This is a genomic window from Streptococcus infantis, assembly GCF_018499575.1.
Taxonomy (GTDB): domain Bacteria; phylum Bacillota; class Bacilli; order Lactobacillales; family Streptococcaceae; genus Streptococcus; species Streptococcus infantis_K.
In genome coordinates this window covers 373,954-399,835 of sequence record NZ_JAHDAP010000001.1, presented here as the reverse complement: position 1 = coordinate 399,835, position 25,882 = coordinate 373,954, and the positions used below count along the sequence as shown (strand labels likewise).

General features: G+C 37.7%; 28 protein-coding genes, 1 tRNA gene and 1 other annotated feature. Of the genes, 5 read left to right on the top strand and 24 right to left on the bottom strand.

Features of this window, described 5'->3' with window-relative positions; genetic code table 11:
* Positions 1–29: 29 nt before the first annotated feature.
* From dprA to gyrA, 5 genes are all read right to left on the bottom strand, one after another.
* A complete protein-coding gene (dprA, locus tag KJR31_RS01985) occupies positions 30–887 on the bottom strand; it encodes a DNA-processing protein DprA (RefSeq protein ID WP_349815557.1) in 858 nt (285 codons plus the stop codon).
* A 104-nt stretch (positions 888–991) separates the two neighbouring features.
* Positions 992–1,927, bottom strand: coding sequence for a 4-hydroxy-tetrahydrodipicolinate synthase (dapA, locus tag KJR31_RS01980; RefSeq protein ID WP_214261828.1), 936 nt, complete (start codon positions 1,925–1,927; stop codon positions 992–994).
* Positions 1,928–2,048: 121 nt separating this feature from the next.
* Positions 2,049–3,125: an aspartate-semialdehyde dehydrogenase gene (locus KJR31_RS01975; protein ID WP_214261827.1), complete on the bottom strand. Its 1,077-nt coding sequence runs from the start codon at positions 3,123–3,125 to the stop codon at positions 2,049–2,051.
* Positions 3,126–3,412: 287 nt separating this feature from the next.
* Positions 3,413–4,162 carry a class A sortase gene (locus KJR31_RS01970; RefSeq protein ID WP_214261826.1) on the bottom strand — a complete coding sequence of 250 codons (750 nt, stop codon included), beginning with the start codon at positions 4,160–4,162 and terminating at the stop codon, positions 3,413–3,415.
* Entirely contained in the window at positions 4,162–6,630 is a 2,469-nt protein-coding gene (gene gyrA, locus KJR31_RS01965; RefSeq protein WP_178894932.1) for a DNA gyrase subunit A, read from the bottom strand. The genes KJR31_RS01970 and gyrA overlap by 1 nt, the downstream gene beginning before the upstream one ends.
* Before the next feature lie 195 nt (positions 6,631–6,825).
* Between gyrA and KJR31_RS01960 the strand changes: the two genes are divergently transcribed.
* Positions 6,826–7,812, top strand: a complete 987-nt coding sequence (locus KJR31_RS01960; protein WP_049496516.1) for an L-lactate dehydrogenase — start codon at positions 6,826–6,828, stop codon at positions 7,810–7,812.
* A gap of 61 nt (positions 7,813–7,873) precedes the next feature.
* Here KJR31_RS01960 and sdbB read toward each other — a convergent pair whose 3' ends face one another.
* From sdbB to KJR31_RS01910, 10 genes are all read right to left on the bottom strand, one after another.
* Positions 7,874–8,437: a thiol-disulfide oxidoreductase-associated lipoprotein SdbB gene (gene sdbB / locus KJR31_RS01955; RefSeq protein WP_214261825.1), complete on the bottom strand. Its 564-nt coding sequence runs from the start codon at positions 8,435–8,437 to the stop codon at positions 7,874–7,876.
* Between the two features lie 12 nt (positions 8,438–8,449).
* Positions 8,450–9,157, bottom strand: a complete 708-nt coding sequence (ccdA2, locus tag KJR31_RS01950) for a thiol-disulfide oxidoreductase-associated membrane protein CcdA2 (RefSeq protein WP_214261824.1) — start codon at positions 9,155–9,157, stop codon at positions 8,450–8,452.
* 126 nt (positions 9,158–9,283) lie between these two features.
* Positions 9,284–10,144 carry a methionyl aminopeptidase gene (locus KJR31_RS01945; RefSeq protein ID WP_214261823.1) on the bottom strand — a complete coding sequence of 287 codons (861 nt, stop codon included), beginning with the start codon at positions 10,142–10,144 and terminating at the stop codon, positions 9,284–9,286.
* A 15-nt stretch (positions 10,145–10,159) separates the two neighbouring features.
* On the bottom strand, positions 10,160–11,437 hold the full coding sequence (gene spxR, locus KJR31_RS01940; protein ID WP_214261822.1) for a CBS-HotDog domain-containing transcription factor SpxR: 1,278 nt from the start codon (positions 11,435–11,437) through the stop codon (positions 10,160–10,162).
* Positions 11,430–11,981 (bottom strand): GNAT family N-acetyltransferase, encoded by a 552-nt coding sequence (locus tag KJR31_RS01935; RefSeq protein ID WP_214261821.1) that lies wholly within the window; start codon positions 11,979–11,981, stop codon positions 11,430–11,432. The genes spxR and KJR31_RS01935 overlap by 8 nt, the downstream gene beginning before the upstream one ends.
* 16 nt (positions 11,982–11,997) lie before the next feature.
* Complete coding sequence (locus tag KJR31_RS01930) at positions 11,998–13,257, bottom strand: UDP-N-acetylglucosamine 1-carboxyvinyltransferase (protein WP_214261820.1); 1,260 nt, start codon at positions 13,255–13,257, stop codon at positions 11,998–12,000.
* A 274-nt stretch (positions 13,258–13,531) separates the two neighbouring features.
* Entirely contained in the window at positions 13,532–13,825 is a 294-nt protein-coding gene (gene rpmA / locus KJR31_RS01925; protein ID WP_006154204.1) for a 50S ribosomal protein L27, read from the bottom strand.
* Positions 13,826–13,841: 16 nt separating this feature from the next.
* Positions 13,842–14,186, bottom strand: a complete 345-nt coding sequence (locus KJR31_RS01920) for a ribosomal-processing cysteine protease Prp (RefSeq protein WP_000613699.1) — start codon at positions 14,184–14,186, stop codon at positions 13,842–13,844.
* A gap of 15 nt (positions 14,187–14,201) precedes the next feature.
* Positions 14,202–14,516 carry a 50S ribosomal protein L21 gene (rplU, locus tag KJR31_RS01915; protein ID WP_000109141.1) on the bottom strand — a complete coding sequence of 105 codons (315 nt, stop codon included), beginning with the start codon at positions 14,514–14,516 and terminating at the stop codon, positions 14,202–14,204.
* A 35-nt stretch (positions 14,517–14,551) separates the two neighbouring features.
* Positions 14,552–14,639 (bottom strand) — a sequence feature (ribosomal protein L21 leader region).
* A 54-nt stretch (positions 14,640–14,693) separates the two neighbouring features.
* Positions 14,694–15,389, bottom strand: a complete 696-nt coding sequence (locus KJR31_RS01910; RefSeq protein ID WP_214261819.1) for a YoaK family protein — start codon at positions 15,387–15,389, stop codon at positions 14,694–14,696.
* 146 nt (positions 15,390–15,535) lie between these two features.
* Between KJR31_RS01910 and KJR31_RS01905 the strand changes: the two genes are divergently transcribed.
* The gene (locus KJR31_RS01905) at positions 15,536–16,513 is read left to right on the top strand and encodes a Gfo/Idh/MocA family protein (protein WP_214261818.1); all 978 of its coding nucleotides are present in this window, start codon (positions 15,536–15,538) and stop codon (positions 16,511–16,513) included.
* Positions 16,510–17,592, top strand: a complete 1,083-nt coding sequence (locus tag KJR31_RS01900) for a DEAD/DEAH box helicase (protein ID WP_214261817.1) — start codon at positions 16,510–16,512, stop codon at positions 17,590–17,592. Before KJR31_RS01905 ends, KJR31_RS01900 begins: the two co-directional genes overlap by 4 nt.
* A 295-nt stretch (positions 17,593–17,887) precedes the next feature.
* On the opposite strand, the gene KJR31_RS01895 is transcribed toward KJR31_RS01900, so the two are convergent.
* Positions 17,888–18,265 carry a DUF1934 domain-containing protein gene (locus KJR31_RS01895; RefSeq protein ID WP_214261816.1) on the bottom strand — a complete coding sequence of 126 codons (378 nt, stop codon included), beginning with the start codon at positions 18,263–18,265 and terminating at the stop codon, positions 17,888–17,890.
* 72 nt (positions 18,266–18,337) lie between these two features.
* On the opposite strand from KJR31_RS01895, the gene KJR31_RS01890 reads away from it, so the two are divergent.
* Both KJR31_RS01890 and yidA read left to right on the top strand, forming a co-directional pair.
* A complete protein-coding gene (locus KJR31_RS01890; protein WP_214261815.1) occupies positions 18,338–19,642 on the top strand; it encodes an HD domain-containing protein in 1,305 nt (434 codons plus the stop codon).
* Positions 19,643–19,654: 12 nt separating this feature from the next.
* Entirely contained in the window at positions 19,655–20,461 is an 807-nt protein-coding gene (gene yidA, locus KJR31_RS01885; RefSeq protein ID WP_214261814.1) for a sugar-phosphatase, read from the top strand.
* Positions 20,462–20,536: 75 nt separating this feature from the next.
* Here yidA and KJR31_RS01880 read toward each other — a convergent pair whose 3' ends face one another.
* The 8 genes from KJR31_RS01880 to rplS form a co-directional block, all read right to left on the bottom strand.
* Complete coding sequence (locus KJR31_RS01880; protein WP_214261813.1) at positions 20,537–21,010, bottom strand: hypothetical protein; 474 nt, start codon at positions 21,008–21,010, stop codon at positions 20,537–20,539.
* Positions 21,011–21,056: 46 nt separating this feature from the next.
* A complete protein-coding gene (locus KJR31_RS01875; protein WP_214261812.1) occupies positions 21,057–21,944 on the bottom strand; it encodes a hypothetical protein in 888 nt (295 codons plus the stop codon).
* 272 nt (positions 21,945–22,216) lie between these two features.
* Positions 22,217–22,891, bottom strand: coding sequence for a hypothetical protein (locus tag KJR31_RS01870; RefSeq protein ID WP_214261811.1), 675 nt, complete (start codon positions 22,889–22,891; stop codon positions 22,217–22,219).
* A gap of 90 nt (positions 22,892–22,981) precedes the next feature.
* Positions 22,982–23,650, bottom strand: a complete 669-nt coding sequence (locus KJR31_RS01865; RefSeq protein ID WP_214261810.1) for a hypothetical protein — start codon at positions 23,648–23,650, stop codon at positions 22,982–22,984.
* 91 nt (positions 23,651–23,741) lie between these two features.
* Positions 23,742–24,410, bottom strand: a complete 669-nt coding sequence (locus tag KJR31_RS01860; protein ID WP_214261809.1) for a hypothetical protein — start codon at positions 24,408–24,410, stop codon at positions 23,742–23,744.
* An 84-nt stretch (positions 24,411–24,494) separates the two neighbouring features.
* The gene (locus KJR31_RS01855; RefSeq protein WP_214261808.1) at positions 24,495–25,160 is read right to left on the bottom strand and encodes a hypothetical protein; all 666 of its coding nucleotides are present in this window, start codon (positions 25,158–25,160) and stop codon (positions 24,495–24,497) included.
* A 148-nt stretch (positions 25,161–25,308) separates the two neighbouring features.
* Positions 25,309–25,380: transfer RNA gene (locus KJR31_RS01850), tRNA-Arg, on the bottom strand.
* Between the two features lie 42 nt (positions 25,381–25,422).
* The gene (rplS, locus tag KJR31_RS01845) at positions 25,423–25,770 is read right to left on the bottom strand and encodes a 50S ribosomal protein L19 (protein ID WP_001068669.1); all 348 of its coding nucleotides are present in this window, start codon (positions 25,768–25,770) and stop codon (positions 25,423–25,425) included.
* Between the last annotated feature and the right edge of the window lie 112 nt (positions 25,771–25,882).

Genomic DNA, 25,882 nt, shown 5'->3' with positions numbered 1-25,882 from the left:
AAAGTTTGCTAAATGAAATGATTCTATGTCTAAAACTCAAACTCAGCGAGAATATCCTGCCCACATGTTGCTAGTTTTGCTCCTTCTTGGATCAAATGATGACAGCCGTCTGAGCGTCCATCTAAAATGGAACCTGGAATCGCAAAGACATCTCTACCTTCCTCCATAGCACGCTCACAAGTGATTAAGCTACCAGATCTCATTTTAGCTTCTGCAACGATAACTCCTCGACACAATCCTGCAATAATGCGATTTCTGGCAGGAAAATGAAATTTCAAGGGTTCTTCCCCTGGTCCGTACTCACTTAGTATTAAATGATTGTCTCCAATGTATTCTTGAAGACGTTTATTGGAACGGGGATAATAGACGTCTAAACCAGTCCCGATCACTGCAATCGTTTTGCCACCAGTTTGAAGAATTGACATATGGGCTGCTGTGTCAATTCCTCTAGCAAGTCCGCTCACCACAACTAATTCATTCTCCAGTTCTTCGATGACTTTCCGGACTGATTTGGTTCCGGTTTGACTACAAGAGCGACTCCCTACAACTGCTATCTTTGGTAATTTTAAGAGATTTAAATCTCCTTTATAAAAAAGCAATACAGGTGCATCGTAAATTTCACTAAGCGAAATGGGATAAACATCATCCAGAATCGAAAATGATGGGAACTTTTCAAAATCTTTCTTTAATCGTTCCATGCTTTCAAAAGTCAGTTTATGATATCGCTCCATAAAAACTACTGGATTACGACACTCTGAGGCTTCAGCAATTGTCTCTAAACTCAATTCCTGATCATAAATTTCTCCGTATTGAAGTACTTTCAGAACCTGCTGATTACTTAAACCTGCTTGCTTTAACTTATAAATCTCGAAATTATCAATCTTAATTTTCATGATCGACTCCTTTTTCTCTCTCTATTTATCTATTCGTAAAAAAGAAAAAAACTCCCAACAATTTTCTTGTTAGGAAGTTTCTATTTATCTTAGTTATATTAGTAATCAGGTCGAAGAACTCCAGTGACAGTCGCTTTAGTTGCTTCGTAGTCTCCGTCAATAACAACCTTGATAATGCGTTTAGCATCCTCTTCAGGCGCAGGAACCAATGGGAGGCGAGTTGGACCAGCTTCAAATCCCATATAGTTGAGGACTGCCTTAACAGGTGCAGGACTTGGGTATGAGAAGAGAGCATTGACCTTTGGAATAAATTTACGTTGAATAGATGCCGCTTTCTTCATATCACTTTCTTCAATCGCAGTGAACATTTCATACATTTCATCACCATTGGTATGAGAAGCAACAGAGATAACCCCGTCAGCACCCAAGTTCATAGCATGGAAGGCGTCTCCGTCTTCTCCAGTATATATCAAGAATTCTTCTGGTTTGTGCTCAATCAAATAGGCCATATTTGCAAGGCTGGTACATTCTTTAACTCCTATGATATTTGGATGTTCCGCTAAGCGAAGCATGGTTTCCGGAGTCAATTCAACTACTACACGACCTGGAATATTATAGATAATGATAGGTAAATCAGACGCATCTGCGATAGCTTTAAAGTGTTGATACATTCCTTCTTGAGATGGTTTATTGTAGTAAGGAACAATTGCGAGGCCAGCCGCAAAACCTCCAAATTCTGCCACTTCTTTGACGAACTCAATAGAGTCGCGTGTATCATTAGTACCAACACCAGCGATTAAAGGAACACGTCCATTAACAACCTTCTGAACAGCTGCAAACAACTGCAACTCCTCATCGTGAGTAAGAGTCGGACTCTCAGCAGTCGTCCCCGCCAAGAGAATACCATCAGTATGATGTGCCAATAAATGTTCAATCAACTTTGGAATAGCGTCGAAATTTATTGACCCATCTTCATGAAAAGGAGTAATAAAAGCAGTGATAATTTTACAATCTTTTAAATCTTGATAAGACATAGAAAAAACCTTTCTCTATATAAGAAAGAGGCTGGGGCATACTTGCCTTTGCCTCCTGTTCTGTTCGTAAAATAAGAGGAAGAAATCAAACTCTTCGAGTTACTGATTTCTGTTTTGCTCCCTATTTCAATTCAAATTTTAATTCAGCTGTTGGGCGAACCAAACCACGTTCATGAAGTGTTTCTGCAATTTGGACTGAGTTCCAAGCAGCACCCTTGAGAAGGTTATCGGAAACAACCCACATATGGATCCCTTTTTCAGCATCCAAGTCTTTACGGATACGTCCGACAAATGTATCACGAGAACCAACCGCATTGATAGCTTGTGGATAGATTTGGTGAGCAACATCGTCTTCAAGAACTGCACCTGGGAAGGCAGCAATAGCAGCTTTGACTTCTTCGATTGGAGCTACTTCTTTAGTTTCAATATAAACAGACTCAGAGTGAGCTGACAAGACAGGAATACGCACGCAAGTTGCTGAAACGGCAATGCTATCGTCTTCCATGATTTTCTTAGTTTCGTTTGTCATCTTCATTTCTTCATAAGTGTAGTCATTATCAGTGAAGACGTCAATTTGAGGAAGGGCATTAAAAGCAATTGGATAGTGTTTCTTGTCTCCACCTGATGGCAAGATTTCCGCATGCAAATCACGTGGATTTACACCATCATTCAATACTTCACGCAATTCACGTTGTGTCTCAAGAATGGCTCCCATACCTGCACCTGAAACAGCTTGATAAGTTGAAACGATGATACGGTCTAAGCCCCATTTTTGACGAACTGGTTCAAGAGCTACCATCATTTGAATAGTTGAACAGTTAGGACATGAAATGATTCCGTTGTGAGCATCAAGAGCGTGGGCATTGACCTCAGGTACTACCAATGGTACATCAGGATTTTGACGGAAGTAAGAAGTGTTATCTACAACTACTGCCCCTGCTTTAACAGCATAAGGTGCGTATTTTGCAGAAGTTGAACCTCCAGCTGAGAAGAGAGCAATATCAACTCCTTCAAAAGCTTCTTCTGTTGTTTCTTCAATAGTCACATCTTGGCCCTTGAATTGCAAGACCTTTCCTGCAGAACGTGCAGACGCAAGGTAGCGAATCTTATCGATTGGAAGAGTTGATTCTTCCAACATTTTGATCATTTGAGCACCAACGGCACCTGTAGCACCGACAACAGCAACTGTATATCCCATAACAAACCTCTTTTTGAATTTTCTAAAAATTTCTATAATAGAAATATTATACTACTTTTTAGAAAAATTGAAAAGTCTTTAACTTATCTATTTTCTGAAATTGACAAGAAAAGGCGGTGGGACAGAAATCGATAGACAAAGTCTCGATTTCGTAGTCCCAGCCCCGCGAGGATGATTAGGAGCTTTTTGGAGTCTAAAAGACGAACAAAAAGTTCAATCAGCTACCGCGTCAAAGTTTGATTGCTAATAAAAAATGAGGTCGGGCTCTTTTGTCCCAACCTCTTCTACTATTCATAAAATTGTTTATATGGTTTATTAAATGATTGCAATATTTCTGGGGAAGCTTCTAAATAGTTTTTAACTTCTTTCAAATTTGCTTTAACAATAATCCGTTCTGTAGCATTAGCATCTTCACAGGTTACTAAAGTCAACTCGTCAACCCCATCTCGGTCTTCTATAACATCGATTCTATCTGGAGTCACCTTATTAACTTCTACAATTTCATATTTATAAACCTTTTCTTTATCAGTTAGATAAATGAACATTCCATTAGTAGCGCGTGCTAAGGGTGAAAATAGCTTCTGATCTGCATCTTTACCAGTAAAAATACGGTGGCTTGCCAATGAATAATTTCCCTGTCCCATAACCTGATTGGCTTTCATCGTTCCAGCGCCGTAGAAAAGGTTAACATTATCCAGCCCCTTAAAAATAGGCAAGTTCATTTCAAGTTCTGGGATAGAAATACCACCAATTACTGGAAGTTGCTGGGAACTCCATTGAGCAGAAAGTACTGCCTCTGAAGATAAGGATTTTACAGAGTCAAAATCAAAATTTCCAGTAGCAGTTTTATTTTCCTCAATTTCCTCTTTTGAAACCTGACTTACTTGATATTTATTGGTATTCCAAATCATAATTACATCACGTATCTTCGAGTTAAAAATCAATGCTAGAGACAAAAGGATTAGAAAGCCAGCTAAAATATTAATCAGCAGATTCTTACGTTTATTTTTTTTACTCTTAGTTCTTTTTTGAGACATTATTCTTCACTTTCTGTTTCGTTTTCTGCCCCAACTTCTTCTTTCTCAGCTGCCGCAACTGTTGTAAAGGTTACAATCTTAGCGTTCTCATCTAGACGCATAACCTTAACTCCCATAGTTGAACGTCCAGTCTTAGAAATATTGGCAACATTTGTACGAATCATGACACCGGTATCTGTGATAACCATCAAATCTTCGTCGCCTTTTACTGTTAGAAGACCAGCAAGATGACCATTCTTATCTGTAATATTAGCAGTCTTCATACCTTTACCAGCACGACCTTTAGTTGGATATTCAGTTGCAACTGTACGCTTACCGTATCCTTTTTCAGTAATGATAAGAACTTCATCTTGATCGGTAATCACTCTAGCACCAACTACAGCATCACCTTCACGAAGATTTACTCCTTTAACACCTGTAGCACTACGACTCATGCTACGAACGGATGATTGATTGAAACGAACTGCATATCCCAATTTAGTACCAATGATGATATCAGTATCTTCTTGAGTCAGAAGAACATTAATCAATTCGTCCTCATCTTTCAAATTCAAGGCTTTTAGACCATTTTGACGAATGTTAGCAAATTCTTTTACGCTAGTTCTCTTAACAATACCTGCTCGAGTCGTAAAGAAGATGTATGCATCATCACTTCGTTCTGATTCGACGTTAATAATGGTTTGGATACTTTCTCCCTCATCCAGTTTCAAGAGGTTCACTACAGGTAATCCCTTGGCTGTACGACCATATTCTGGGATTTCATAACCTTTCAAACGATAGACACGACCTTTGTTGGTAAAGAAGAGCAAGTGATCATGGGTGCTGGTAGAAACCAACTCCCTGACAAAGTCATCATCCTTAACACCAGTACCTTGAACACCACGTCCACCACGTTTTTGGGCAGTAAACTCGTCTTGGTCCAAACGTTTAATGTAGCCTTTATTTGATAAAGTGATGAGAACATCAGACTCTTCAATCAAGTCTTCATCTTCAAGTGTCAAGACTTCACCAACCATCAACTCAGTACGGCGTTTATCTCCAAACTTCCGTTTGACTTCATCCAATTCTTCTTTGATGATTTGTGCTACGCGTTCTGGTTTTGCAAGAATATCAGTTAAATCAGCAATCAAAGCAATCAATTCGTCATACTCTGACTGAATCTTATCACGTTCCAAACCTGTCAAACGACGGAGACGCATGTCTAGGATTGCTTGACTTTGACGTTCAGAAAGCTTGAACTTGCTCATCAATTCTGCTTGAGCCTCTTCATCAGTTTCACTGGCACGGATAATACGAATAACTTCGTCGATGTGGTCTAGTGCAATCAGCAAACCTTCCAAGATATGTGCGCGTGCTTCGGCTTTCTCTTTATCAAATTGAGTACGACGAGTCACAACTTCTTTTTGGTGCTCAATGTATGCATCCAAGATTTGGCGAAGCGATAAAATCTTTGGAACACCATTTTGGATAGCAAGCATGTTAAAACCAAAGCTAGTCTGCATCTGAGTCATCTTGAATAAGTTGTTCAAAATAACATTAGCTGATGCGTCGCGTCTAACTTCAATAACAAAGCGAACACCTTCACGGTTAGATTCATCACGAACAGCAGTAATTCCATCGATACGTTTCTCTTGAACCAGACGCACAATATGTTCATGTACTTTGGTTTTGTTGACCATATATGGGAATTCAGTAACAACGATACGTTCGCGACCTGTTTTAGTTTCTTCAATTTCCGTACGAGAACGTAGAACAATAGATCCTTTACCAGTCTCGTAAGCCTTATGAATACCTGATTTCCCCATAACTAGGGCACCAGTTGGGAAGTCTGGACCAGGCAAAACTTCCATCAAATCTTTAGTTGTAACTTCAGGATTATCCATGACGAGTTTAACAGCATCAATGGTTTCACCCAAATTATGAGGTGGAATATTGGTCGCCATACCAACGGCAATACCTGTGGCACCATTGACCAAAAGATTTGGAAAACGAGCTGGTAAAACAACAGGTTCTCGTTCATTGGCATCATAGTTATCAACAAAGTCAACGGTATTTTTATTGATATCGCGAAGCATTTCAAGAGCAATCTTACTCATACGTGCTTCAGTATAACGTTGCGCGGCAGCGCCATCACCGTCCATAGAACCAAAGTTACCGTGCCCATCTACAAGCATGTAGCGGTAGCTCCACCATTGAGCCATACGAACCATAGCTTCATAGATAGATGAATCCCCGTGTGGGTGGTATTTACCCATTACGTCCCCTGTAATACGGGCAGATTTCTTATGAGGTTTATCAGGCGTAACTCCTAATTCATTCATTCCGTACAAAATACGACGATGAACAGGTTTCAACCCATCACGAACATCAGGAAGAGCACGCGATACGATTACACTCATGGCGTAGTCGATAAAGCTAGTCTTCATCTCCTTTGTCAGATTGACATTCACTAGATTTTTATCTTGCATTAAAAAATGCCTCATTTCACTATTAGTAACTAGATATATTATACCATAGTTTGGACTATTTTACAGTCTAACAACACGTGTAAAACGTTTACATATTTATCCCGAAGGTATATCCGTGACAAAGCTTAGCAAAAGTGATAGAATGAAATCAAATGGGGAATCCCCCTGAATAAAACAAAGGAGATGTTTAGACAAATGACAGTTACTAAACAACACAAAAAAGTTATCCTCGTTGGTGACGGTGCCGTAGGTTCTTCTTACGCTTTCGCTCTTGTTAACCAAGGTATTGCTCAAGAACTTGGTATCATTGAAATTCCTCAATTGTTTGAAAAAGCAGTTGGTGATGCTGAAGACCTTAGCCACGCGCTTGCTTTTACTTCGCCTAAGAAAATTTATGCTGCTAAGTATGAAGACTGTGCGGATGCGGACCTTGTAGTTATCACTGCTGGTGCTCCACAAAAACCAGGTGAAACTCGTCTTGACCTTGTTGGTAAAAACCTTGCTATCAACAAATCAATCGTTGAACAAGTTGTTGCGTCTGGTTTTGACGGTATCTTCCTTGTTGCTGCTAACCCAGTTGACATTTTGACTTACTCAACTTGGAAATTCTCAGGATTCCCTAAAGAACGTGTTATCGGTTCAGGTACTTCACTTGACTCAGCTCGTTTCCGTCAAGCACTTGCTGAAACTATCGGCGTTGATGCTCGTTCAGTTCACGCCTACATCATGGGTGAGCACGGTGACTCAGAATTTGCCGTTTGGTCACACGCTAACGTTGCCGGTGTTAAATTGGAGCAATGGTTGCAAGCTAACCGCGACTTAAATGAAGCTGACCTTGTTGAACTCTTCATCTCAGTTCGTGACGCTGCTTACTCAATCATCAATAAAAAAGGTGCTACATACTACGGTATCGCAGTTGCTCTTGCTCGTATCACAAAAGCTATCCTTGATGATGAAAATGCCGTACTTCCACTTTCAGTCTTCCAAGAAGGACAATACGGAGTTGAAAACGTCTTTATCGGTCAACCAGCTATCGTTGGTGCGCACGGTATCGTTCGCCCAGTTAACATTCCATTGAACGACGCTGAAACTCAAAAAATGCAACTTTCTGCTCGTGAATTGCAAGAAATTATTGACGAAGCATGGAAAAACCCAGAATTCCAAGCTGCTTCTAAAAACTAATTCAATTAAATTTTAAAAAAGAAATGTCTAGACAAAACAGTCTAGACATTTTTTTATAAAGTTAATTCATTTGTGCAAACGCTGCTTCTGCATCTGCATTACTAATTGCACCTAACTGAATCTTGGCAATTTTACCGTTTGAATCAATTAGATATTCTGTTGGGATACTTCGAATCTGATAAGCTTGGAAGGTTGTTCCCTGGGTGTCATATAAGACAGGTATATCCTTATATCCTTGTTCCTCAAACCATTTTGGAAATTGGTCTATTGTTTTTTCGCCTTGAAGGCCGGGTGCAATAACAGATAATATTTCAAAATCACGATCTTCTTTTGCAGCAAGTTCCATCAATTCTGGCATACTCTTTTTACAAGGTCCGCACCAAGATGCCCAAAATTTAAGATAGACTTTCTTTCCTTTATAATCTGATAATTTCACTTCTTTTCCATCCATTGATTGAAGCGTAAAATCAGGTGCTTCTGCTCCTACAGTCACTTGCTTCACAGTTGTTTGCTGCTGTGTCTGAGTCGTTTGATTTTCTTGACTTGATTTTTTCTCTTCCTTGCCACAAGCAATCAGAAGAAATAGGGACAAGAAACTAAGTCCAAAATAGATTATTTTTTTCATAGGTAACTCCTTTTATCCTAATATTCCAGATAAGACATTTAACTGTCCCAACATTAATAAAATTCCCATGAGAATAATTAGTAAACCACCAATTCTTTTCAGTAAGAGTAGGTGAGATTTAATTCTACTAAAATAAGGCATGATCAGACCTGATGCCAAAGCCAATACTAAAAATGGAAGCGCCATTCCAAGAGTATAAACTAGGGTTAATAAGGCCCCTTGAAGAGCTCCATTTCCTCCTGAAGCAGCTAATGCTAAAACTGAACTTAAAACTGGACCAATACATGGAGTCCAACCAAAGCTGAAGCTGATACCTAATAGAAAGGCTGATAGATATTTACTAGACTGTTTTTGATCAAATCTTACTGTTTTTTGGAACTCTAATTTTCGTAGATGAAGGATTTCCATCTGATGTAAGCCTAGTATGATAATAATACCACCCATAACATAACGAAACCAATCAGCATAGAGTAAGTTCCCGAGAAATCCTGCTCCAAACCCTAGAATAAAGAAAATTAGAGAGATACCTGCGATAAAACAGAATGTCCGAATTAATCCTGACCAGGCAACATCTTTACCTAAAAAACGAAATGTCTTTGACTCCTCTTGATCATCTAGCAGAACACCTGCGTAGACTGGTAACAAGGGAAAGATACAGGGAGAAAAGAATGACAAGATCCCAGCTATAAAGACAGAAATAAAAAATAAAATACTTTCCAATTAAGAACCTTCTTTCATATAGTCATCTTTTATTTTACTATAAAAGAAAACGTTTGTAAGATATCTGCTACGCAAATTTGATTTCAACTTTAACGAATTAAAAAAGGAGCTCAGCTCCTTTTTTTATTAATAAGTTCCTTCTTCACCTTGACTTGTCAAGATTACAGGCCCATCTTTAGTAATAACAAACTGATGCTCGTACTGACATGATAGTCCACCATCGATTGTTTTATGTGCCCAACCTGTTTTCATATCTGTATCGATTTCCCAATCACCTGTATTGATCATAGGTTCGATTGTCAAAACCATGCCTTCACGAAGGCGGAGACCGCGACCTGCGATACCATAGTTAGGCACCATTGGTTCTTCATGCATAGTTGGACCAACACCGTGTCCTACAAGATCACGAACAACTCCGTAACCACGACTTTCAGCATATTCCTGAATAGCAGCTCCAATATCTCCAATACGGTTTCCTACAAGAGCTTTTTCAATACCAATGTACATAGCTTCCTTGGTCACGTCCATTAAGTTTTTAACTTCTTCTGACGGTTTTCCAACAGCGTAAGCCCAACAAGAATCTGCCAAGCCGCCCGTAAAGTTTTGAGTATATTTTTTCATCTGCTCAACGTTATTAAAGTTGAGTTTAGAAACATTGAGGTCAGACTTAGCGATTGGCCCACCAAGAACCATATCAACCTTCAGCAAATCGCCTTCCTTCAAAATATAGTGGCGTGGAAAAGCATGGGCTACTTCTTCATTGAGTGAACAGCAGGTTGCATATGGATAGTCCATCATTGCCCCATCAACACCAATCTGTAGTGGAAGGAAATTCTCTTCTTTACAACGACGGCGAACATACTCTTCTACTTCCCACATATCAACACCTGGCTTGATGATATCACGCAAGCCAATGTGAATGCTTGCAAGAAAATCACCGGCCTTATCCATAGCTTCGATTTCTCTAGCTGATTTTAATGTAATCATGTTTACTCCTAGATTCTAATTAATTTTTACAGTTACATTTGCTTTAGATACTATTTGATGATTGAGATAAATATCATAATCAATAATAGCGGACCTTCTCGTATGGTGAATAATTCTAGCTTGAATCCGTAAAATATCATCAATCTGAACAGCCTGCAAAAAATAAATCAACATTTGTTCAATGATGAGGTTACGCCCACTATTCACAACCAAGTCTTGCGTCATATGAGTCAAAATTTCTGAAAGAACACCATTAGCTAGAACACCATTTTTTTCTAACATGAAGGGTTCAACTGTAATAACAACTTCATCATGGTGATAAGACAACTTCTGTCCTATCTGTTCTGAAAAGGTTGGTAAAGCTGAGACCTGAGAACGACTCATTTTTTCCATGACATCACGTCTAGTAATAACACCAAGCAAGGTTTGATTGCTCCGTACAACAGGTACCATTTCAAAATCTTCAGCAATCATTCTCTGGCTCACGTTAGCAATATTCGTTGCTAGGCCTGTCATATAGACCGTTCTTGTCATGACCTTATCAATGGTAGTCCCCGGTGATTTATCTCCAGCATCACGCATGGTTACCACACCCACAACAACCTTGTGCTGATTGATAACTGGGAAGCGACTACTTCTGTTCTTACGAACTAAATCTAAATAATCTTTTACAGTATCCGTTTCCTGTAAAAAACCATATTCATGACAAGTCCGATAGATTTTTTCAACCGTTAAAATATCTGTCTTTATTTGTACATTTGACAAAGCTCGGTTAATCATGGTTGCAATGGTAAATGTGTCATGTTTACTGCGTAACACTGGGATATTTTTCTTATTAGCAGCATCCAAAACATCTTTATGAACTTCAAATCCACCTGTTACCAAGACAGCATTTTCATTTTCAAGTGCCAATAATTGGATTCGTGTTCTGTCACCGACAATAAGTAGACCGCCATCATGAAGATAAGAAAGAATATTCTTTTCTGTCATGGCTCCAATGGAGAATTTACTGAATTCTCTATCTAGACCAGCCTGACCAGCTAAAACTTCCGAACCAGTGACTTCTGCAATTTCTGCAAAGGTTAATCTCTCAATGGCAACTTTTTTTGACTTGACACGGATCGTTCCGCTTCGAGGACGTGTTTCAACTAATCCTCTATTTTCAGCTTCTTTGATAGCACGATAAGCTGTACCATCACTCACTCCCAGCCTATTTGAAATACTTCGAACACTGACCCGTTTTCCGACTGGTAATTCTTCTAAATAAGCTAAAATCTCTTGGTGTTTACTCATTTAGCTCTCCTTTTGTATAGCGAAATTCTAGATAATCTCGCATCTTACGAGTATATCGGTCACTACCCTTGAAACGACGATATAGAACGAAGCCTGATTTTAGTGCAACCTTTTGACTGGCACTATTTTCTAGATGCGTCACAATCGAAAGTTGCTTTAATTCAAACCGATTCATAGATAAATCGCGTAATTTAGTCACTGCTTCTGTCATATATCCCTGAGACCAATAGTCTTTCCTTAAAAAATAGCCAATCTCTGCTTCTTTCCTAATTTCATCCAGCTTCTCAAACTTGATTGCTCCAATCATTTTTTCTTCTTTTTTATCACAAATGGCCCAAATTCCCAATGGTGATTTCATGAAGAAATTAGCAAGTGCATATTGACTTTCTTCAATACTTGCTTGCGTCGGAAAAATAAACTGGAGATTTTCAGGGTCTGATGCCAGCTGATGGAAGTCTTCTACATCCGTAAAAAAGAATGGACGGAAATACAAACGTTCCGTCTCATAGAAAGAAAACATTGCTAATTTTGTCCAGATATTCATTCTTATCCTCAAATTACTAATCTTCGATTAGCTCAATATCTGCTCCAAGGCTACGTAATTTCTCAATGATATTTGAGTAGCCTCGTAAAATAAACTCAACACTTGTAATCTCAGTTCTACCATCAGCCATAAGACCAGCAATAACCAAGGCTGCTCCAGCACGTAAGTCTGTAGCTCTCACGCTTGCACCATGCAAAGGATTGCCACCTTTATAGAAAATGTGATCATTAGTAGTTGAAATATCAGCGTTCATTTTTGCTAATTCAAAGACATGGTTAACGCGTTTTTCATAGATTGTATCAATCAGTGTCCCACGTCCTTCAGCTTTTAATAGCAATGGTGTAATTGGCTGTTGGAGGTCTGTAGCAAATCCAGGATATGGAGCTGTCTTGATATTAACAGCTTTTAGATTTTTTTGCTCTTCTACAAAGATACTATCTTCAGAAACAGTCATGTGAACTCCCATTTCTTCAAGCTTTGCAATAAAACCTTCTAAATGTTCATAAAGTACATTGTTAATACGAATTCCTTGTCCCACAGCAGCAGCTAAAGAAATATAAGTACCAGCTTCGATACGATCTGGAATAACTTGATGACGTGTGCCGTGTAGGGATTCAACACCATCGATAGTAATCATATCCGTACCTGCACCACGAATATGAGCTCCCATATTATTTAACAAAGTAGCTACATCAATAATTTCAGGCTCTCGAGCAGCGTTTTCAATAACTGTACGTCCTTGAGCCTTTACTGCTGCAAGCATCGTATTAATAGTTGCTCCTACACTTACAGTGTCCATATAAATACTTGCGCCTTGTAACTTTGAACCATTAGTTGAGAGATTCATATTATCTCCCTCGTATGTTGTCTTTGCTCCCATAGCTTCAAAGGCTTTTAAGTGCAAATCAATCGGACGAGGACCCAAATCACATCCACCAGGTAAACCAACTGTTGCTTCACCGAAACGACCAAGAAGACTACCGTAGAAATAATAGGATGCTCGAAGACTATTAATCTTACCATATGGCATTGGTTTATTCTGAACACCACGAGGATCAATTTCTAAAACGTCATCATAGCGCTTAACACTAGCACCCATAATTTCCATAATATCAACCAAACTAGCGACATCAGAGATATCTGGAACACAATCCAAAATAACTACATCATCTGACAAAATAATAGCTGGAATCAGAGCTACTACACTATTTTTTGCTCCGCTAATGGTAATCTCACCCTTTAATGGGCGTCCACCGTTAATGACAATTTTTTTCATTATTTTATATATACTCTTTCACTATTTATTCATAAGATCTCACCCTATATTATACCATATTTCTTTCTTATTATCTATCATTATAGATTAAATCAGTCTCTTAAAAGAAAATTGATTTCTAATAGTTTTCATAGCTTTTTTTAAAATTTTTATTCTCTGATTTTAATCAAGAAAAAAGCTTTCCGAAATTTTCGGAAAGCTTTGTTTAGTGCTTTTTTAAGCATCCTCACCTCTTTATTTCAAGGCTCGGGATAAAAAGGTTCAAGGGACCTTCTTATTTAGCGATTGGGTAAACAGAAACTTGTTTCTTATCGCGACCTTTACGTTCAAAACGTACTACGCCTTCAACTTTAGCGAACAAAGTATCGTCTCCACCACGTCCAACGTTTACACCTGGATAGATGTGTGTACCACGTTGACGGTAAAGGATTGATCCACCTGAAACAGTTTGTCCGTCAGCTGCTTTAGCTCCAAGACGTTTAGCTTGTGAATCACGTCCGTTTGATGTAGATCCTCCACCTTTTTTGTGGGCGAAAAGTTGCAAGTTGTTAAGAGTCATTTTTAACATAATGTTTTCCTCCGTGTTAGTTTTCTGTGATAACTCTGGTTTGGACGAACTCAGATGAGTTCTCCGATAAGTTTGCCATACCTAAGAAAAATGATTCAAAGAATAACTGGGTCATTTCTCTTTGGTGTGAAGGAAGATCTTTTGGAATTTCAACCATCAGATAGCCACCTTCATCTTCGTTTAATTCTAAGATTGGTTCATAGCCTGCAAATTTCTCAATGGAATTGATAAAGTTAATGGCAAGCGTAGAAACCGATGCACACACGACATCTAAGCCGTATTCGCCACTCTCGGCGTGTCCAGTAATTTCCGCACTCCTCAGCTCGCCATCTTCGGCTCTCTCAAAGACTGCTTGTATCATGTGTTCTCCTTAAAATTAAGCGTTGATTGCGTTGATGACAACTTTAGTATATGGTTGACGGTGACCTTGTTTACGGTGGCTACCTTTTTTAGGTTTGTACTTGTAAGTAACAACTTTCTTTTGTTTTCCTTGTTTTTCAACAGTTCCAACTACAGTAGCTCCAGCAACAAGTGGAGTTCCGACAACAGTGTTTTCACCACCAACAAGAACAACTTCGTTAAAAGTAACTTCTTGACCAGCTTCAACGTTCAATTTTTCAACGTAAACTGCTTGACCAACTTCAACTTTAACTTGTTTTCCGCCAGTTTTGATAATTGCGTATGTGCTCATTATGCACCTCCTATGATTTTTTGGGATTACCCCGAATTTTTGTGAAGACTCGCCTAGCATCGTGGGACGAACCACTTAAGCTCATAAGAATGAGCAACGATGATCGAGCGGTTGCACAGGCATGTGCATAGTCAACTCTACAAGTATAGCATGATTCTAAATTTTTGACAAGTATTTTCACTCAAAATTCAGCGTTTTAGTAGACTTTTTTCGGAAAGAAGATAAAACCATACTTAGATAAAAAATACTCATCATGATGGGAACGCCTAAAATCGTTTTTTCGTTGAAAACAATGGTTAAGTAAGCTGAAAATATTACTCCTAGAATAAAACTAATAAGTAGGCTCACAAAAATCAATCCCTCCATTAAAAATGCTGTATGCTTGGTTCGGACGTATTCACCAAAAGCTAACATGGTGCGTTTGATATTTCCCGTCATAAAGGCATTGTTATAGGCAATTCCAGAAACTTCTCCAAAAGCTGTTGTAACGAGACCCATACAAAAAGCCAGAGGAGGAACAATAAAAATGTTATCAACATTCAGTGGAATAAATCCGATTATTAACGATAAAATAGCTAATGGAACAAGTGATAGAATTGGCTTTTTAACAATGCGAAGTTTTTCCTTGTAAATCGTAAGCATAAAAACGCCTAACATGAAAGATAAAAGTGTCAATATCTTTAGTTCAGCATCCGCTAGATTTTTCTGAACGATGCCGACTGATAAAAAGACCACATTCCCTGTCTGCCCAGCAACTAAGGTGTTCCCTCTTACAATAAAGGTATAGGCATCTACATAACCCGCACAAAAAGTCAAAAAAAGCGCCAATCTTTTTGAATGACGAGAAATTTTTCTCATAGGTAATAATCTCATACTAAACTCCTAAATATACTGTCACTATTGTACCATTTTTTCTAGAAATTTCGAAAGTTCAAAGCAAAAGAATTCTCTCACCTTAACGAGTTGACTCTTTCTATGATATAATGAAATCAATCATTACTTGTGGAAAAGGAGTTTCTATGCTAAAACTTGGTATCATCGGAACTAGTTCAATCAGTCACCATTTTGTTGAGGCTACTCATACTAGCGGGAAATTTCAATTAGTGGCAGTCTATTCAAGAAAATTAGAAACCGCAGAAAAGTTTGCTGAACAGTATCAAGGCGTTAAGCTATTTGATCAGTTAAATGATTTCTTTAATGATTCATTCGATGTGGTATACATTGCAAGTCCGAATTCATTGCACTATAGTCAGGCAAAGATGGCTTTATCTGCTGGCAAACATGTCATCCTTGAAAAACCAGCTGTTACCCAACCACAAGAATGGCAGGATTTAGTTCAGACAGCTAAAGAACATCACTGTTTTATCTTTGAAGCAGCAAGAAACTACCACGAAGATGCTTTCGCTACAATTAAGAGTTTTCTTGCAGACAAACAGGTTCTTGGTGCAGATTTTAACTTTGCCAAATACTCTTCTAAGATGCCTGATCTCCTTTCTGGCAATACTCCAAACGTCTTCTCAGATCGTTTCGCTGGTGGGGCACTTATGGATCTTGGTATCTATCCGATTTATGCCGCTATTCGCTTGTTTGGAAACCCGACTCATGCAACCTATCAAGCTCAGAAACTAGATAATAGCATTGATTTAAATGGGGATGGTATTCTCTCATATCCTAACTATCAAGTACACATCAAAGCAGGAAAGAATATCACTTCTAATCTTCCTTGCGAAATTTATACTACTGACGGAACCTTGACACTCAATACTATCGAGCATATCCAATCAGCTATTTTTACCGACCACCAAGGAAATGAAGTTCAACTTCCTATCCAGCAGGCTCCTCACACCATGACTGAGGAAGTTGCTGCTTTTGCAACCATGATTAAGCAATCAAACCAGGTACTCTACCAATCCTGGATAGATGATGCGACACACGTCCATGACCTACTTTACACCATGCGCCAGGATGCTGGCATTAGATTTGAGGCAGAAAAATGAAAACTAAACTACCTACCGAATGGCAAGAATTGATTGATCAACTGGGCTTCCAAGAATTTACTCCCATTCAAACACAACTTTTTGATCCTATAACAGAAGGTGAAAATCTTCTGGGAGTCAGTCCAACAGGAACAGGAAAGACTTTGGCCTATCTCCTACCTAGTCTTCTCAAACTCCAAAAGAAAAAAGCCCAACAACTATTGATTTTAGCACCTAATACTGAGCTTGCTGGACAAATCTTTGAAGTCACTAAAACCTGGGGTGAGGCCGTCGGACTAACAGCTCAGCTGTTTCTATCCGGTTCGAGCCAGAAACGCCAAATTGAACGACTTAAAAAAGGACCAGAAATTCTGATTGGAACACCTGGTCGTATCTTTGAACTGGTCAAATTGAAAAAAATCAAGATGATGAACGTGGAAACCATCATTCTAGATGAATTCGATCAGCTGCTTGATGATTCTCAGATTCACTTTGTTGAGAAGATTACCCACTACGCACCTCGTGACCACCAACTCATCTACATGAGTGCCACGACCAAATTTGACCAAGATAAGATTGCACCTAACACGCGCACCATTGACCTTTCGGATCAAAAGCTAGATAACATCCAACACTTCTACATGCAGGTGGACCAACGCCACCGAGTCGATATGCTTCGTAAACTGGCACATGTTGAAGATTTCCGTGGACTTGTCTTCTTTAATAGCTTGTCAGACCTAGGTAGTGCAGAGGAAAAATTGCAATATCGTGATGTTTTAGCAGTTTCGCTAGCGAGCGATGTCAACGTTAAATTTAGAAAAGTTATTTTAGAAAAGTTCAAAGATAATCAACTAACGCTACTTCTTGCGACAGAGCTTCTAGCTCGTGGGATTGATATTGATAGCTTGGAGTGCGTGATTAACTTTGACGTCCCTAGAGATACGGAAACCTATACTCACCGTGCTGGACGTACAGGACGTATGGGTAAAGAGGGCTATGTCATCACACTTGTAAGCCATCCAGAAGAACTTAAAAAACTTAAGAAATTTGCAAGCGTACGTGAAATCGTCTTAAAAAATCAAGAACTCTATATCAAATAAGGTTGGCTTTCGCCAACCTTATTTATGATATATCTTTTTGACTTTTCTTATGTGATAGCGGACGGTAGCGATTTTCTTCGAAATTCCATACCTAAACTTTGAGCCTAATGTCTCAAAGTTTCCGAACGCCTTAATAACTTTTCTGGCGTTTTTATCACTGCGAAAAGTCTGTGAAATTACTCGCTTCGCTCACTAAATATAAGAGTAATTTCCAAAATAATTTCAAGACAAAGCCTATAGAATAAAAAAGGAGATTTCTAAATATTATTTAAGGTTGGCGAAAGCCAACCTTTTCTTATCCCCAAGTTATTTCTAAACGGTAGTTGGCAAAAGCGACTCCCTCTTTGTTCTGTAGTTGGTAGTCTAGTTCAATCTTCTCTTCACCAACTTCATAGTGGCTTGTTTGGATGATAAACTCCTGCATGCCCATCGGTGTTGGAATATAGGCCAAGCTATCAGTTCCCTTGATAAAACGCATGATGGTCTTGGGATTTGAGAAACGGCTCATGACCAGTTCCTCCCCATTAAATTTTAAAACTACTTTTTCTTGGTCTTCATTGTAAAACAAAAGATAGGAAAAATCGCCCTTTTCACGTAATTCAACATCATAAAGTTGGTCGATTACTTCCAATTGTTCATCGAACTTGATGGTATTTTTCATTCTAATCTTCACAAAACTTCCTCTTTCTTCTCACTTATCTCTACTATTTTACCAAAAAGGCAAGGAATTTGCTATAATGGTCTTATGAATGAAAAAGTATTTCGTGACCCAGTTCACAACTATATCCACGTTAATAATCAAGTCATTTATGACCTGATCAATACCAAAGAATTTCAGCGGCTCCGTCGTATCAAACAGCTTGGGACATCTAGCTATACTTTCCATGGTGGTGAGCATAGTCGTTTTTCTCACTGTTTGGGTGTCTACGAAATTGCCCGTCAAATCACGGAGATTTTTGAGGAGAAATATCCTGAGGAATGGGATTCGAACGAGTCTCTCCTAACCATGACTGCAGCTCTTCTACATGATCTCGGACATGGTGCCTACTCTCATACTTTTGAAAATCTCTTTGACACTGACCATGAGGCAATTACCCAGGAAATTATTCAAAGCCCTGAAACAGAGATTCATCAGGTTCTTTTGCAGGTAGCACCAGACTTTCCAAAAAAAGTAGCCAGCGTTATCGATCACACTTATCCCAACAAACAAGTGGTTCAGCTGATTTCCAGCCAGATTGATGCAGACCGTATGGACTATCTCCTTCGTGATTCCTACTTTACGGGTGCTTTTTATGGCCAGTTCGATTTGACACGTATTCTTCGTGTCATTCGGCCTGTTGAAAATGGCATTGCCTTTCAGCGTAATGGGATGCACGCAATCGAGGATTATGTACTCAGTCGTTACCAGATGTATATGCAGGTTTATTTCCACCCAGCCACACGCGCCATGGAAGTACTTCTGCAAAATCTTCTCAAACGTGCCAAAGAACTCTATCCTGAAAATAAGGAATTCTTTGCCCTTACATCCCCACATCTACTGCCATTTTTTGAGAAAAACGTTAACTTGTCTGACTATCTAGCACTAGACGACGGGGTTATGAATACCTATTTCCAACTCTGGATGACTAGTACAGATAAGATTCTAGCCGACCTTTCCCAACGTTTTATCAATCGTAAGGTCTTTAAATCCATCACTTTTTCTGATGAAGACCAAGACAAACTTGAAATTATGCGAAATTTAGTAGAGAAAATTGGTTTTGACCCTAACTACTACACTGCTATTCATAAGAATTTCGACCTTCCTTATGATATTTATCGACCAGAGTCTGAAAATCCTAGAACTCAAATCGAGATTGTCCAAAAGAATGGTGAACTTGCAGAACTTTCGAGCCTATCTCCAATCGTTCAATCTCTCGCAGGAAGCCGTCATGGTGACAACCGTTTCTACTTCCCTAAAGAAATGCTAAAACAAAACAGTATTTTCACGAATATCATTCAACAATTTTCAGATTTGATTGAGAATGATCATTTTAATCCAGATAAGAACTAACAGAGGAAATTTATGAGTATAAAACTAATCGCCGTCGATATTGATGGTACCCTAGTTAATAGTAATAAAGAAATTACTCCAGAAGTTTTTTCAGCTATCCAAGATGCCAAAGCAGCCGGAGTCAAGGTTGTGATTGCAACAGGACGCCCCATTGCTGGTGTTGCCAAACTCCTTGACGACTTGCAGTTGAGAGACGAAGGTGACTATGTTGTGACCTTCAACGGTGCCCTTGTCCAAGAAACTGCTACAGGCCATGAGATTATCAGCGAATCCTTGACTTACGAGGACTATCTGGATATGGAATTTCTCAGCCGTAAACTGGGAGTCCACATGCATGCAATTACCAAAGACGGCATATACACTGCCAATCGTAATATCGGAAAATATACCGTACACGAATCAACCCTCGTCAGCATGCCAATTTTTTATCGTACACCTGAAGAGATGGTTGATAAAGAAATCGTCAAATGTATGTTTATCGACGAACCTGAGATTCTCGATGCTGCTATTGAAAAGATTCCAGCAGAATTTTACGAGCGCTACTCTATCAACAAATCTGCTCCATTTTACCTAGAACTCCTTAAAAAGGATGTAGACAAGGGATCTGCTATCACTCACCTAGCTGAGAAACTTGGACTAAGTAAGGATGAAACCATGGCAATCGGGGATGAAGAAAATGACCGTGCTATGCTAGCAGTCGTTGGTAATCCCGTTGTTATGGAAAACGGAAACCCAGAACTCAAAAAAATCGCCAAATACATCACCAAAACAAATGACGAATCTGGCGTTGCCCATGCCATTCGAACTTGGGTCTTGTAAACTGAATAGAATATAATAAAAGCACCCCAGAAGTTAGAAATAAAAGCCTAACTCCTGGGGTGTTTTCATTACAGATTACTCTTCTGATTCCCTTTTTATTTTTGGAATTTTCTTACCATCCAGTTTAGGAATACCATTGTTCTCAATCTTGGGAAGGTTATTTAGTTCATCGATAGTAGGTACCTTCTGGTATACCTTAGCAGGCCTATAGAGTAAAGCAAACGATAAAAACAAGGCAACAACGCTCCCAACAATTGCTATGTTTCGTTTACTCGCTTCTGTCGAAGGGACCCTGGCTCCGCTTGTACTAAGGTCCTTCCATTCAGGATGCTCTGCTTCAATCGCTTTTTTCTCTTCCCAAAGTGGAACGAGTAAAAAATGGTTAAATGGCACAACTGTAGCCATGGCTGTCGCGCCTAGTGGGATAAATCTATTGAGATTTATGATGAGCAAGATACTTAGGATAGAAAATAATACGAATAGAAGGATTACTAAGACTAAGCGAATTTTATATTCTTTTTTTAGTCGAAGGTATTCTTCTTGGGACATCTGACATATTACCTCTTTCTCCAAAATTCTATACATCTGAAAAGCATTAGTCCAGTGACTCCTGCTGTAAATCTTTGATAAACTCCACAACTTGATGATTCTCAATCTTCACATAATAGCCACCGCTATTATTGACAAGTTTATCCCCTTCATATTTATCAATCTTTACAGCATAAAGACCGCTTGGTAAGGGTTGATTATTAAAAAAATCTTTCATCTGTGATTCAAGGTCTTCAAGATAGGCATCATATAACTGATCCTTCATGTCTTCTGGAGTGTAGTATCGAAATTGAAATTCTGGTATAAAAATATCTTTTTGGAAAAGATATTGAGCATCCATAGGATACATCCCTTGTAATGCTTGTCCATTTTTTTTATTTTCCTCTAAGATTTCATCATAAAGGTGGATATTACCAGATTTACTATTAAATTGAAAATCAATCCCTTCGTACTTCAAAGTAGTCATTTTAGGATCTGTTATTGAAGTATCCAATTTTTTTAAAAATTCGCTAGTGCCTGGACTAATCTCAATTCCTAAATAAGCTAATTCTGGAAAAGCGTGATAAATTTTTTTGTTTTGTTTATAATCTACTTCCGCATCAGTCTTTCTATACGTTTCTTTTTCCGAAGCGCGAGTATAGTATTTAAAACGAGAATTAGTCTGATAGATTTTACCATCTATATTTTCAGTGTATGTTCCATGAATTACAAATCCACCAACGCTTGTATAGTTTTTTTCATATTTTTCTAACTCAAACTGACCTGTTAGACCATAGTTCTCATAAGAGCGATGCACTGCTTGCTCAAGTTCATTCCGACTTGCATGGGCAAATAGACCCCACATATCCATCATAGCAATAATAGGACTAAGTACTATGAACATTGCAAATAGTATAACTATGGATAAACAGCCAGTTAATAAGCCTTTTTTCATCTCTTTCTCCTAAATATTCTACGTCTATTATATCACACCATAGATATCTTATGAATAGTTCAAAATTTGGTCAAAGAAAAAACACTGGTTATCCAGTGTTTTTGTGGCTAGTTTCGCTCCCTGCAGGAATACAAATTATGCTTAGTAAGCCTATTCTAATAGGATTTAGGATAAACTTGGTCAATATTTGGTCATATTTTTGTCTAAATTATTTTTGGATTAACCTCCATATTTTATAAGAAATGAAATTTGACAAGACATTTTATCGTTTTTTATGATTTACTATTTTTAAATATAGTTAAATCTATTTGAACAGATTTTTCACTCGATTTCATTTGGATTGTAACACCATAAATTGTATAACTAGAGTAATCTAATATTATTCGACAGGTCGTATCTTCTGGCATATCGTACTTATTTTTAAGATATTTATAGAGATCCGAGTGATTTTCTGGTTCATAGATGATATCACTAAGTTCTGTTTCTGCGCTCTTAAATGTTTTTTCCACATCTAAGGAAGCGAAATAATCTCTTTGAACAACTAAGTTAAGAATCTCTTCATCAAATAAAGGATTTATCTCTGACTCATAATTTAGTTTACCATTAGAGTATGTAACTGGAACTGTTTCTTTACTGTCACCACGTGTTATTGTATAATCACCCTTAATGCCTGATTCAGTAATATCTAAATCAATATTATAATCCTTTACTGGATATCCATCTTTTATATAAATATCACAAATATAAGCCTTTAGTCCCGTAAAGTCCTTCTTGTCTTGTTCTAAAAATTTAAATATAGGATCAAACGTTTTTTCAAATTCGTACTGTTTCTTTGTTCTGTTTTTGGGAATAGTTTCACCACCTAAGCTACATCCATTAAGTGCAAAGAGTGTCAAAAGCATTAGCATTACACTGATAATCCAAAATAAGTATTTATGATTTTTCATATTCTCTCCCAGTTAACATTTATATTGTATTTTCAATAGCTTTACCTTTCAATCCATCGATTACTCTTTTCAATTTCGTTCATGGAAACCTCATTCTTTTTCAAAAATAACACTACTAATTTGCACAATCTTTTGATTAGATTTTAGTTGAATAGTTACTCTATATATAGTTGAGCTAGAATGATTTACTAATACTATACATGTTGTTTCCTCTGGTAAATCATATTTGCTTTTTAGATGTTTATAGAGGTCAGAGTTATTTTCTGGCTGATATACAATCTCACGAATCTCTGTTTCTGCACTCTTAAAGGTCTCCTTTACATCTAAAGAAGTAAAGAATTCTCTTTGTACCACTAAATTAAGAATTTCTTCATCATATAAAGGAGTTACCTCCGACCCATAATTTAACTTCCCATTAGAATATGTAACCGGAACAGTTTTGTTATCCTCGCCAAGTGTTATTGTATAATCACCTTTAATATCAGATTGAGTGATATCTAAATCTACTTCGTATTCTTTTACTTCATCTTGATTTTTTATATAAACTCTACTAGTGTATGCCTTTAATCCCGTAAACTCCTTCTTATCTTGCTCCAAAAATTTAAACAAAGGTTCAAACGTTTTTTCAAATTCGTACTGTTCTTTTGTCCTGTTTTTTGGAATGGTTTCACCACCAAAATTGCATCCATTTAGTGCAAAAAGTGTCAAAAACATTAGCATTACACTAACAACCCAAAATAAGTATTTATGATTTTTCATATTCTCTCCCTAGTTAACATTTATATTGTATTTTCAATAGCTTTACCTTTCAATCCATCGATTACTCTTTTCGATTCCGTTCATAAAAACCTCATTCTTTTGCAAAAATAACGTTACTTATTTGTACAATCTTCTGATTCGATTCTAGTTGTATAGTAGCTCTATATATAGTTGAGCCGGAATGATTTATTACTACTATACATGCCGTTCCATCAGGTAAATCATATTTACTTTTCAGATGTTTATAGAGGTCAGAGTTTTGTTCTGGCTGGTATACAATCTCACGAAGTTCTGTCTCTGCGCTCTTAAAAGTTTCTTTTACACCCAATGAAGTAAAATAATCTCTTTTAACAACTAAATTGAAAATTTCCTCATCATATAAAGGAGTTACCTCCGACCCATAATTTAACTTGCCATTAGAATATGTAACAGGAACAGTTTCTTTATTCTCCCCATGTGTTATTGTGTAATCACCTTTAATGTCAGCTTGATTAATATCTAAGTCCACTTCGTATTTTCTGACTCCATCTTCAGTTTTTATATAGACTCTACTAATGTATATCTTTAGTCCCGTAAAGTCCTTCTTGTCTTGTTCTAAAAATTTAAACATGGGTTCAAACGTTTTTTCGAATTCGTACTGTTCTTTTGTCCTATTTTTTGGAATGGTTTCACCACCTAAGCTACATCCATTTAGTGCATAAAGTGTCAAAAACATTAGCATTACACTGATAATCCAAAATAAGTATTTATGATTTTTCATATTTCTATCTCTAACTAGCATTTGTATTGCTTACCTTTCAACCCGACGGTTACTCTTTTCTATCCCGTTCATGAAACTTCCTCTCTAGTTTTTTAATATAGTTGATCTTATTTGAACAGATTTTTCACTCGATTTCATTTGGATTGTAACACCATAAATTGTATAACTAGAATAACTAACTCTTATTCGACAGGTTGTATCATCTGGCATATCGTACTTATTTTTAAGATATTTATAGAGATCCGAGTGATTTTCTGGTTCATAGATGATATCACTAAGTTCTGTTTCTGCGCTCTTAAATGTTTTTTCCACATCTAAGGAAGCGAAATAATCTCTTTGAACAACTAAGTTAAGAATCTCTTCATCAAATAAAGGATTTATCTCTGACTCATAATTTAGTTTACCATTAGAGTATGTAACTGGAACTGTTTCTTTACTGTCACCACGTGTTATTGTATAATCACCCTTAATGCCTGATTCAGTAATATCTAAATCAATATTATAATCCTTTACTGGATATCCATCTTTTATATAAATATCACAAATATAAGCCTTTAGTCCCGTAAAGTCCTTCTTGTCTTGTTCTAAAAATTTAAATATAGGATCAAACGTTTTTTCAAATTCGTACTGTTTTTTTGTTCTATTTTTGGGGATTGTTTCACCACCCAAACTACATCCATTCAGTGCAAAAAGTGTTAAGATTATTAGCATTACACTGACAACCCAAAATAAGCGTTTAAGTTTTTTCATTTCTTTCTCCTAAACATTCCATGCCTATTATAACATAAAAAAGAGAGCGGTTTCCTTTTCCCTATATATTTTCATGGTCTCTTATGAGTTAAAAAACAAAAGAACACTGAATCTTCAGTGTTCTTTATGTTTCTTTACGCTTCTTAAACGCCCCCTGCAGGAATCGAACCTGCAACTACTCCTTAGGAGGGAGTTGTTATATCCATTGAACTAAGGGAGCTAGAGAAAAACTCTGCCTTACAGCAGAGTTTTTTTTATCGAATTAACGACGGATTTCTTTGATACGAGCTGCCTTACCTTGAAGAGCACGCAAGTAGTACAATTTCGCACGACGTACTTTACCGTAACGAACAACTTCGATCTTTTCAACACGTGGAGTGTGGATTGGGAAGATACGTTCAACACCTACACCGTTAGAGATTTTACGAACTGTGTAGTTTTCTGAGATGCCAGCACCTTTACGTGCAATAACAACACCTTCAAAAATCTGGATACGTTCACGGTTTCCTTCGACAACTTTCGCGTGTACACGAACAGTGTCACCAGGACGGAATGAAGGGATATCTGTACGAAGTTGACCTTCAGTCAAGCTTTGGATTAATGGATTCATTTTATTCTCCTATCTTTGTCAATCTTGAGGAAACTTCCTCAGCGGATAAACTGTATTTTTGTGCGTCCATTACACACAAGATACAGTTTACCAAATTTCCTAGAAAATGTAA